This is a genomic window from Vibrio sp. 1F263 (genome assembly GCF_041439035.1).
In the GTDB taxonomy this organism is placed as follows: Bacteria; Pseudomonadota; Gammaproteobacteria; order Enterobacterales; family Vibrionaceae; genus Vibrio; species Vibrio tasmaniensis_A.
In genome coordinates this window covers 35913-46701 of the sequence record NZ_JBGONI010000037.1, presented here as the reverse complement: position 1 = coordinate 46701, position 10789 = coordinate 35913, and the positions used below count along the sequence as shown (strand labels likewise).

6 protein-coding genes and 4 pseudogenes are annotated in these 10789 nt (G+C 39.6%); 2 read left to right on the top strand and 8 right to left on the bottom strand.

Annotation, left to right across the window (positions count from 1 at the left end):
* Positions 1 to 70: 70 nt before the first annotated feature.
* Positions 71 to 430: pseudogene (locus ACED25_RS19075) on the top strand (hypothetical protein); the annotation flags it as partial.
* A gap of 13 nt (positions 431 to 443) precedes the next feature.
* On the opposite strand, the gene ACED25_RS19070 reads toward ACED25_RS19075, so the two are convergent.
* From ACED25_RS19070 to ACED25_RS19055, 4 genes and pseudogenes are all read right to left on the bottom strand, one after another.
* Complete coding sequence (locus ACED25_RS19070) at positions 444 to 674, bottom strand: hypothetical protein (RefSeq protein ID WP_371695878.1); 231 nt, start codon at positions 672 to 674, stop codon at positions 444 to 446.
* Entirely contained in the window at positions 675 to 1040 is a 366-nt protein-coding gene (gspS2, locus tag ACED25_RS19065) for a type II secretion system pilot lipoprotein GspS-beta (protein ID WP_016800069.1), read from the bottom strand.
* Positions 997 to 2122: pseudogene (locus tag ACED25_RS19060) on the bottom strand (alanine/ornithine racemase family PLP-dependent enzyme). The gene gspS2 and the pseudogene ACED25_RS19060 overlap by 44 nt, the downstream one beginning before the upstream one ends.
* Entirely contained in the window at positions 2119 to 3324 is a 1206-nt protein-coding gene (locus ACED25_RS19055; RefSeq protein WP_016800067.1) for a DUF1611 domain-containing protein, read from the bottom strand. The pseudogene ACED25_RS19060 and the gene ACED25_RS19055 overlap by 4 nt, the downstream one beginning before the upstream one ends.
* A 1086-nt stretch (positions 3325 to 4410) precedes the next feature.
* Between ACED25_RS19055 and ACED25_RS19050 the strand changes: the two genes are divergently transcribed.
* Positions 4411 to 4596 (top strand): hypothetical protein, encoded by a 186-nt coding sequence (locus ACED25_RS19050; RefSeq protein WP_017103258.1) that lies wholly within the window; start codon positions 4411 to 4413, stop codon positions 4594 to 4596.
* Between the two features lie 1009 nt (positions 4597 to 5605).
* On the opposite strand, the pseudogene ACED25_RS19045 reads toward ACED25_RS19050, so the two are convergent.
* The 4 genes and pseudogenes from ACED25_RS19045 to ACED25_RS19030 all read right to left on the bottom strand — a co-directional run.
* A pseudogene (locus ACED25_RS19045) lies at positions 5606 to 5842 on the bottom strand (recombinase family protein); the annotation flags it as partial.
* A 91-nt stretch (positions 5843 to 5933) separates the two neighbouring features.
* Positions 5934 to 6194: pseudogene (locus tag ACED25_RS19040) on the bottom strand (resolvase); the annotation flags it as partial.
* Between the two features lie 125 nt (positions 6195 to 6319).
* Complete coding sequence (locus tag ACED25_RS19035; RefSeq protein ID WP_017103257.1) at positions 6320 to 7234, bottom strand: AAA family ATPase; 915 nt, start codon at positions 7232 to 7234, stop codon at positions 6320 to 6322.
* Entirely contained in the window at positions 7231 to 8256 is a 1026-nt protein-coding gene (locus ACED25_RS19030) for a hypothetical protein (protein ID WP_016800063.1), read from the bottom strand. The genes ACED25_RS19035 and ACED25_RS19030 overlap by 4 nt, the downstream gene beginning before the upstream one ends.
* Positions 8257 to 10789: the final 2533 nt, after the last annotated feature.

Sequence of the window (10789 nt, the reverse complement as noted above, 5' to 3'; positions counted from 1 at the left end):
GGGTGCTTCACTGTGCCTTTGTGGAGGCTTGAGCCGTATGCAGTGAAAGTTGCACACGGTTCTGAGGAGGGTGGCACCTGGTAACAGGTGCCGTCTATCCGACATTTCCTTTCGGCTTGAAGAGATTTGGCGGATCAAAACCAAACTAGAGATTGATAGTAGTTGGATGTAGCTTGCGTTACTTAACTGAGCCATTCTTGATAACAAACTAAGATCGAGTGATTTTCTCTACTTCCGGGGTTGCGAGGTCTCTTCGCAAAATAGGATATTTAGCCGTGTTAAGCAGATTCAGAGAAAAACAGACCTTGAAGTTCAATTTGAGAAAAAGACAAGAACTCAACAGAGTCTCATGAAATGGATTTTGATGACTTCCAACAGCCAGCAATTTTCTTTTCCAAGCCAAATGCGAAAGCAACAACCGATTAAGTATATACAGGCTTAAATTAAAAGTTGGAATGTTCGATTTTCTTCTCTGATTTGTAGGCTTTCATTGAAATTTTTAAGACAAGTTGTTCTTGTTTCGTTGAAATGAGCTGCTTAGTTAAAGCTTTGTGGTGTAGGTCCGTGATAAAGTTTTTTTCCCAAGGCGTAAGGCGGTCAAACCTTAATAAAATAGTGTCATTTAGTACATTGAACAACTCGTATTGGCTTTTATCCATTCGACTGCTGAGCATTCAATTAGAGCACTTAGCTAGAGAAATGACGTTAAGGCTTTCTACGTTATCATTTTTGCCTAAGGTAATGATTCGATAAGAGACCCCCCTCTCTAATAGTGGTCTTATTTCGATGTTGTCACAAAAACTAACGGCGACTTTTTCTACTAAGCTGTCCATATTCAAAGTTTTCTTTTTTACGAAAATAAGAGTGACACTATTGCCCTCTGACTGAGCATTTACGAGTGTGATTGAGCCTAACTCTTGTGGCAGTTGGCTTGAGATAACCGTCGCTCTATAATCGGCAAGCCCATTAGATTTTATTGGGCTTATCTGACAACCGTTAAGCATGACACTGACGAAGAAAATTACTGTTGTTCGTAGCATTATGCGCTTCTTCTCCCTTTAGGTGCCTTAAAATATTTATGGATATAACGTGAAGACATAGAAGATAAGAGCGCACTGTAATCTAAACTGAATGTGACTTTTTCCCCTACAAGTAGTGGTTTCTGTGAGGATTCAAGGACAATGTGATCGCTAGTTGAAGACATGATCTTAATCCCATTCGGAGCCTTAAGCCCACTGACACAAACATCTTGGCGGCCTAATGCTACAATAGCTTGTGAGACCTCCCCTCTATCTTGAAGGCTTTCTTTTTCTCCAAAAGCATTTAACCCCCGACTTCCCCAAGGCAAAGTCGGTTTAATCTTGGATTCAATCACTTCAGCGGTCAAAGAAATCGCATCCGTATGTAAGCCTTCGATATTTTCGTGCTCTAAAGGCTCACAGCCTAAAAAAATTGCTTCTCCTATACGAAGGTTATTGACTCGAGTTAAGCCTGTTCTCTGAAGAGCCCAGTTAACTGAAGCAGAATTACCCCCTGAAATAATTTCTAGATTGATCCCAAATGTAGCTTCAATTCCATCGGCAAGATCAGAAAGAATATTCATATTTTTATCATCTGGAGCGACACCATACCGACAAGCTAAATTCGTACCAATTCCTTTTATCGTGATGTTTGGTAAAGAAATAATCTCTCGGATAAAATCAATCACGCGATTCGGCATCACACCTTCTCTGAGATCGCCAAGCTCAACCATAATAATGATACCGTGACGGCAATTTTGTTGTTCCGCTGCATGTGAAAGCCTCTGAATTACTTCAACTTCAGAATTTAAACTCATATCACTGTATTTTATTACACTCGCCACTTGACTGAGCATGGGCGTACGTATCAGCATTTTAGGGATAGCAATGCCTGATTCAGTCATCTTTTGAAGGTTTTCCATTCTTGAATCGGCTAACATTGTTGCGCCAGCATCAATAAGAACTTGTGCGATGATAGGGTGGCCGAGGAAGACTTTTGTTACAGGTGTAACGGATATATTTTTTAGTGAGAGCTGAGTGAGCAGGTACTGAGCGTTATGGTGAATCTTCCCACAATCAATGTCTAATCTAGGGCAGTTCACCCTTTTGCGGCCAGTTTTCTTGCTATCATAGGGAAGGCTGACGTTACGATGTGCAGTAGATGTTCGACAGGCTGTGATAATGCATCAGTAACCGGTATACCAAATTCGGTAGTGTAGCTGTCTATCGCACGACAGGTTTCATCTAAAGACATATCTTCATGATTCAGTGTTAGTCCAATAACATCGGTATTAGAAAACGTTTCGATAAGATTTATTTCTGAAGCAATCGAAGGCATTGGGCAATCAGGAAAATCACTACGATATAAACGTTTAGGAGCATGTTGCAATATCACACCCGCTGGACAACTGCCACGTAAGATAAATGCGCTGGTTGAAAACGCAGGATGACTCAAGGCTCCTTGCCCTTCAATAATAATCAGGTCCGGATTTTCTTTTTCATAGGCCTGTACAATGACAGATTCCAACTCACCGGCACAAAATTGTGAAGGGACAGCATCGAGTGCAACGCAGTATTGTGCGCCTTGCATAATACCTGTTTGACCAGTGGCAATCAGAACGACGTTAAGGCCTTTTCTAGTCAGTTCATTCGCCAATATTGTTGCTGTTGTTCGTTTTCCTAGCGCGCAATCCGTCCCCATTACAGCAATTCTCGGACATTTAACGTTGTGTATTTTGCCGCTAAACGTTTTCAGATCGCCTTTACTTTTGGGTTTGCGAGTATCGAATATTCGAACGTTATTCTTTAAGCTAGCTTCTAAAAATAGAGGATCATCAGTTAGGAATTCATGCAAGCCATTTACGATGTTCATTCCTAGTGACATGGCATTTAAAATGATGCTTTTATCTAAGTCAGATAAAAAACCACTTGATGGCGCAATGCCAAAAATGAAGTAATCGGGAATGCTTTCCGCGTGAATGATAGCTTCTTCAGCATTGGCAAGGATCGGTATTCCATTGGCTTTGTTATCAAGTACTTCTCCAGCATCTAAGCCGGCAGATACACTATCAATAACCGATAGAATACGATAGCTTAATGAATGCCTCACTAGCCCATTAGCGGTTTTACCATCAATTTCACCGAAATTACCTTCGCAATATATAATTGCCGAAGGGATGACAGGTTTCACTTTCTGAGCAAGTGGTAGCCAAGGAGCAATATGAGTTACATTGTAGTTGGTTTTGAAATTTTCAATTCTAGTGAATTTGAAGATGTTTCTTAACTTTTGGGTTGAAATGGACATAATTAAAGCCTGCGGTGAGGCTTAGGAGGGCAACTAAGGAGTGCCGAGATGCGAGTTCGGAAAAGAAAAGAAGTCCCTACTAAGCGGTAGGGATAAAAACCAAGGTAACACACTTACCAGACTATTGTTGGTTAATATTAAGACACTTCTGCGTCTATCACTTTGAAAATTAGCCCTTACTAGAGTGAGTTATCGCCCGAGAATCGACTCAATTAACATCCTAATATCAACACAGATACCTAAACCGTTCAACTTCCTCATCAGTACGTGTTGGCATTGCTTTGATAAGTCTTCCTCTGCGCTTGGGAGCTCGTCTGTTTAGGTTTGGATGCTCTCACTTTTCGATTTTTAGGTTTACTCATAAACTGACCTGATAATATTCCACGAATGACTTCCCCTATCGCCTCAGAAGATAGCGATACTTGCGCATCATTCACATGGGCAAACGAAGCGTTGACGGAATACGCTTATGACCTAACAACTGCGGTGCCATTCATCATTTTTGACAAAAGACCATCTCAGCCCCGTCACCTCTTAAATTAGACAACCCATTAAAAGGAGCAATTTTAGCACCTTAAAACGATTTTAAGCTGCTTTGGCTCTTCCATACTTAAGATGTGTGATTAAGCTATTTTTTACGGTTTTGCTTAATGCCATCACAAGGATTCTCCATACAAGACGCTGCTGAACAGCATACTTAAAAATAGAACGAAGCACATCAAGGTTACGGTTGGCAGCGCCAGCCTAAGTCAACTAAATTCATCAAATCAACGTTGTACATGGTATGAATCAAGGCTACTGACGGGATAGCACACAAACTCTGGCAATAAATGTCTTTTCAAGGCACTCCTTGCTGTCCCTATCGAATCAAATTTCCATGTCGTGCACACCATAAACCATACATGACTCCTTAACCAATTCATCAAATTTATTGCAGGATTATTAGACAAAAAATCCCTTTATACAGAAACCAGTTCCAACGTGTTCCAATCTTAGCCGAGTGGTTAACTCGCGCAGCTCAAGAATCTACCTTACCGCCTTTTGACCACTTTTTTCTTAATTCAAAAAGAGTGGCAAGAGTTGAAAATGGCGAGTTGGCTACATAACTGTGGAAAAATCACGACACCCGAAGGTGTGGTCAAAAAAGCAACAAAACTGGAAGCGATTTATAACCGGATCCACGAAGTAAGAATACGCTTCAAGCTTCTTAAACGTGAGGAAGAAATTACGAAATTGAAGTCTTTGGTGCAAGCGTATCCAGTTGGATGGTGAAAGCAACTAATAGAAAATTGTGAACAGTTGAATCAATATTTTTAATTTTTAGCTCAGCTTAATTTGGGAGCAGAGTTTATCACACCAACTGAACCTAATATCGTCTCACGAATGTGGACTCTAACCTTAAGTAAACAACTCGGTACATCTTCAGAAGAAATGAAGCAGTACACGAAAAAAGATAAATACCCAGCCGAAGCAATATCAGGCGAATAAAGGATAAATGCACAACTTAGGTATTCAGAGCGGCACGTTAACAGAGAAAGAACGGTTTATCATCAACGATCACATTGTTCAAACCATCCATATTTTGGAGTAGCTACCGTTCCCACGACATATTCGAAACTTGGCAAAAATTGCGGGAGGCCACCATGAGAAAATTAATGGTAAGTGTAACCTATGGGCTTAACGGGCTCAGAGATGCCTCTTACCACAAAAGTCATGGCCATTGCCGATCTCTTTGAAGCGTTGACCCTGCTCTGTTCGCTTTTTTTTTAAGTTCGAGGGTTTGTAAACGTCTTACTGATGACTATTTACAGCCTGAGCAAATTGATGAAGTAAACATTAACGATTATTTAACGTGATATCGACGTTAAGAGCCTGTTCCTAGTCGTCATAAAGAGAAGAGGCCGATACGCGAACGTTGTTTCTCTCGTCCTTTCTACTTTCTTCGCAAACGTAATCTTCTCGCATCGGCTCAAAACTTGTTACGCCGTCACAATATATAATCCTGACACCTTAACCTAGATTGTCTTCTTCTAGTCTTATGGAGTCGGTAGATTCGAAATCCTTAACGAGCACCTCATGTACCTAAACCGCCTTTACGGTGGAGTCAAAATCGGTCGAATTCACCTAGATATGTCTCGGCGGATCTTGTGGGACAAACTGTCATGCGGCCTCCTAAAAACTGCATCGAACATAAAAACAAAACCCAGTACACTTAAACGTCCCCTCAACCGTTTTCATGAAACGTAAAGCTGGAAAAAACAAGCCCTATTTTCGTGCCAACCCCCTCATTACAGCGCTGCAAGATGTGTTTTCTTTCCATCTTGGTGGTGTAAATGATCCGGCCTACATAGCTATTGAGCTCCAAATAGCACAAATCATGAAAAACCAAACCGGCTTTCTTTTGCGCGAGCTGAGCGGTAATTTGCAATGCATCGATGGTATTACGCGCCATTCAATCGACTTTGGTAACGTGAATAATGTCCCCTTCCCTCGCAAAGCCCAACAACTGGTTTAGCTGTTAAATTTGAACGTCGGACGTTTAGTCTTGGGTACTGACACGGACATAGACAATTTTCATGAAATAAGCCTAGAGTAAAACCAAATTTGGCGCCTAGTACTGTTGCCATTATCCGACACAGCATTGAACCATCCAGTTGCAAATTCTGATTAGCAATATAGACGATGATTTTATTTTCCATGCTCACTTAGAGTGCTTTGAGCACTTGTGAGGTAAGACGTGCAATACGGCTGACTTCTACAAACACCAAATTACCTATCCCAACCTTTTTGGTAGAGTCATAGAGCCCGTGCTTTTAGTTTGCTACATATTGGTTGTCTGAAGAGACTCCTAAATATGCGTAGTTCACCATGTTTTCACCTTAAATAAGATTATCTAAGGTAGACAAAAAAGTGAACGGATATAAGAAAGTGCGAACAGAGTCAGACAAAAAGACAGCACCGAAATTCGGTGCTTTTTGAAAATGTGAGAGCTAGCTTACAAAACGTCTCTGAGGTTTTTACGCTCTTCAATTTCTTCTTGTTCCGGGATAGTTCCAGGCAGCGTAATTTTTTTTGGATTTTGCTTAATACTTTGCACCGATCGAACAGACTTAGACGTCTTGGATTTCAAACTGAATACCTGTGGATTAATCGTAAGGTTTTGTCTTACTTCAACCGCAAACCCTTGATTTTCATTTTCAGGTAAATAATTACTCTTAAGGTACTTAATCGACAGGAAATCCTTGTTTCTCTTTAACGTAAATAAGCACTTTGTTAATCGCATTATCGACGTTAAACCAGCCCCAGATGCCATGGTAATTTCTTGATTACCACGAATTTCCTCTTTATTCACATGATGAACAAGCAATAAACTAGCGCCTGATTCACTGGCAAGGCTTTGGAAGACATTTTTGATTAAGCGATCGTGTTTGACTTCCTCACAACGGCCTATTGACTCAGTCACGGTGTCTACTATCACTAAATCGAATTCAGAGAAAATTTGTTTGAGTTGTTCTAAATACTGCTTATGTTCTACTTTTTCTTGTGCAGAGCTGTCGGGCGGGATCACTATCGGTTCAATGTCCGTTAAAAAATGTAGATTTTTTTTTAGCTCTGACTTAATGGTGGCAGTGCAATTAACCAGCTTTTCTTTCATTCGAGATTGAATCACGCCAGCCCCGTCTTCTGAACTCAGTACCAAGGTTTTAGCCGGTTTGTCGGCCGCGCTCATCCCTAGTAAAGACATTGAAGAAGCGTGTTCCATCGCAATACAAAGTGCAAGGTGAGATTTACCGACATTCGGTGCGGCAATCAACATACCTACATGCCCTTTGAGTAAGCCTTTTATACTGAACTCTAGGCTTTGGCTCGCAGGTGAAGACATCAAGCTATCAAGAGATTGAGTAATCATGATTTACCCTCCCCAATATAAAAGATCTGTATACCATTACCAACATCGCGAAATTGAAGACTAAAATCTTTTTCAATTTGCACGGCATTGGCCAACAAATCTTTTCTTAGATCGCTACGGAAGCTATGGCTGACTTTAGAAGCAATAGACTGAATGTAACTATCGAGCGCCCATTCAAACTTTTTGTTATGTAAAAATTCTGCTTTGTGCGTGGTAATGTATTTTAAGAATGAGCGAACTGACGGTTTACTATAGTTGGTCATTTTGTGTTGTTCTAATCGATAATAGTAACCATGGTCGCGTATCGCTTGTAGCAAGCGCATGTCTGGCACTAAGAATACATGGTTAGTTAGATTCTTACTGTTTTTACGGCCGGTTTTGAATTTACTTCGATCACAATAGAAACGGTAATCTTGCACAAATTCTAAGGGCTTTTTGCCTACAACGTTCTGTTCTTCATCGAGTTCATTAATCACCAAATGAGCCGTTGCCAATTGAGTAATACGACGCTCAATTTGATCGTAGTTCGGACGAGTTGTCGCCATTCCCATTCGGGTTGCTAGCTCATACATACTCATCGATAAAACGGTTGCATCCCGGTCAATAAAAGAGTCGAAACCATCTTGTTGAGTGTCAGAAATATCACCATCAGAAATGGTTTGATATACTTGGGACCAATTTAAACGAGATCCCGCTTCATAAGAAGCATCGTCGAGTTGAATAGTTTGAGCATAGGCCAGCATAGTCTCGAGGATATCGCGATGAGGTTGTAGGAGATAATCTACATGTAGATCAACCCTGAAGCTTTTCCCATAGCTATTAATATTAACACTCTCTAATGGGTGATTTGGATCTGTACCACCACTCTGAGCAATTTGAATCAATTTTGACTGCATCGTTGAAGTCAAACGAGAAGCAGGATGAAAAATAGTTGCTCGAGAGAAAAGAATCGATGAGATAAACCGATTTTTTCGGTCTTCTTCATTAATAACCGTCAGGCTAGAGTTGGATGATAACGTCATGATCATTACCTAAGAATGAGATAGTATCATTTTAACAGATAACCTTACTTACCTCATCAACTTCGGTAGATGTCTATATTATTTCGGTAAACATCTATAGCTCGTCACATAAATTATGTATAAATATCGGTAAATAACTACTTGTTTCGGTAAATGTTTAGTTACTTCGCAATGATCAAACTATGTATTTAATTCATAATTTATCTAATGCTTTGATCGTTTTATAACCAATTTAGGTTAATTATCATAAGTTAACTTAAATTAATGATCTTACCTTTCTTTTAGATCGGCTAATGTTAATACTAAAAAATCTTATTTCGGTAAATGTTTATATGTTTGATCGTTTAATATCAATATAAAATCGGTAGATGTTGATATTGAATCGGTAGATGTTGATATTGAATCGGTAGATGTTGATACATTTAGATGAACTCTAAGAAACTAGAAACTTTAGGATCTAGTTTCAAGATATACCAACTTCACTTAGGCTCAGTCGGTAACCCAACAACTAACATCAAATCTCGAGAGATTTTTGATGTTAGTTGTTGGGTAAATGTTAGTTCTCTAATAATTTTATGTCTTACTCTTAATGTTTAGCTATATTTTTTACCAATTGCATGTAATTGATAAATGGGTTGGGTTTGTAGTGGTCTAATGATCTTAGGTACTAAACTAGGTGGTAAATCGCTACTATTAATGCGGGCTCTTATGGTGAAGATCTTTTTCGTTTTTTAGATCATCCCAGGCTGTAAATCAGTTTCATGCATTACTCGTCACTGCGCCTGACTGAATTAAACGAGCTTGCTATGTCTCCTCGATTTTTTATGCAGTCAAACCTATTTATCATTTAAATCTACTTACGAAAAGTTTCTCTCATGCGAACTAAAGAAAGAGCTTCAACATTAATGGAACACTTTGGTGTGATCATGTGTAGCTGCGATATTGTTGGTTACAGCATGTGCTAATCTACAGAGGTTAGGCAAAGAGTTTGCATTTACCTAACCTCTTTGAAGTGAGTTCGTTACAAACTTCATCAGGAAAGACATCCTGACACCGATGACAGTAGTTTTGATAGAATGAGAAGGATCCTAAGACAAAACTATATGTAGCGAAGAGAAGCAGAGGGACTTTCGATAAGAGAAACACAAAGATTTTTGAAACGCTATATCGTTTGTAAATTTCCCTCCATTATATTGAAAGATTTTTCAGTTATGATGTAAGTATTGACATGGGATCGTCAATGCTCCCATGGAGAAGTTATTCATAAATTTGAAAATCGAGTGGACACAAGCTCAGCCGCTATTACCTGATGAGCTACTACAATCGGCAATAGCCTCCTCAAGCAAATGATGAGGCCTATAGATGTTAGGATTGGACAAAGGTTGATTCGTGTTGTGATGAGTTGTGTGTGTTGAGCGCTGATTATATTAATGACAGTGGGATTAATTTGCCTTGGGAAGAACCTTAAGTGCCAACGCCAGAAATCAAATATTACGAACTCTCGAATTTCAAAGGTTAAGTCAATAATTATAATTTACCGCCCCTTTCTCTCACTCTTGGATAGAAATTGGCTTCAGAGGCTATTTCTACTATCGTCCCTGAGAAGATTAACTTTAAAATCGACTTAAACCTTGTTGCGTAAATGAAATCCAACTTTGACGAATGTGTTCCTGAAGCTTGCTCTGAAATTACTGATTATTAAATTGAAATTGTCGGTAGGTGCTGTTCCACTCCACAACCGAACAAGCTCGCGAACGTTGTAGGAATACCAATGTCATGCAACCACGCTAACTTTGTAGCAATCTTTATCAACCCTTAGATGGGAAATTACGTTTATCGCTTAATTGGGCTTTATCTTTCTTTAGAGGCAAGAGTATAGTGGTCCAATAAAATTGGTCACGGTTTTCAAGACAATCAATCGTTCTGAGCCAATGAGTGTCAGAACACCATTATACTGATATGGCCTAAGTTGGCTGGAATATCTAATTATGTATTGGATGATTTTTTGAGTCTCTGCAAAGCTGCGATAATTTATTGCGGGAATCCACTTAGTATTTAAGCTTCTAAAAAACGTTCGATTGTCGCCTACTCCCTGCAATTTTTTCGTCGAGATAAGTTTTTTATCTGGAAGCACCGCAGTAATTGATGATACTTTCCACTTATTTAGTGACAGCCTTGGCCGCTGCGGTCCATGATATTTTTAGGTTTCCGACGAGCTTGTAAGCCATCGATAAACTTTATCTCTTGTCCGACTGTTAAACTATCAGCAGAGTCGTGGTTTTTTTAATATTTTCCCCGTCTTGAAATATGTTTATACATTGAGGACTAATTATGACCATCCCAAATAAACACTACGTTAAGAGCACTCAGCGAGATTACACACTAGGCTTTAAATACAGGTTGTGGATACCATTGAAAATGGAGAAATGGATTATTTAGTCAGTTCAAGGAAGAGCACGATGCCGAAATCACCGAGGGCGGCAAGAAGCCTTCGAAAAGAAAGTAAGCGTAATTAGGGCTTGTTCGTTACGCG

Excerpts from the sequence above, each read along its gene's own strand:
- ACED25_RS19070 (WP_371695878.1), bottom strand. The coding sequence starts at position 674 with ATGCTCAGCAGTCGAATGGATAAAAGCCAATACGAGTTGTTCAATGTA.
- gspS2 (WP_016800069.1), bottom strand. The coding sequence starts at position 1,040 with ATGCTACGAACAACAGTAATTTTCTTCGTCAGTGTCATGCTTAACGGT.
- ACED25_RS19055 (WP_016800067.1), bottom strand. The coding sequence starts at position 3,324 with ATGTCCATTTCAACCCAAAAGTTAAGAAACATCTTCAAATTCACTAGA.
- ACED25_RS19050 (WP_017103258.1), top strand. The coding sequence starts at position 4,411 with ATGGCGAGTTGGCTACATAACTGTGGAAAAATCACGACACCCGAAGGT.
- ACED25_RS19035 (WP_017103257.1), bottom strand. The coding sequence starts at position 7,234 with ATGATTACTCAATCTCTTGATAGCTTGATGTCTTCACCTGCGAGCCAA.
- ACED25_RS19030 (WP_016800063.1), bottom strand. The coding sequence starts at position 8,256 with ATGACGTTATCATCCAACTCTAGCCTGACGGTTATTAATGAAGAAGAC.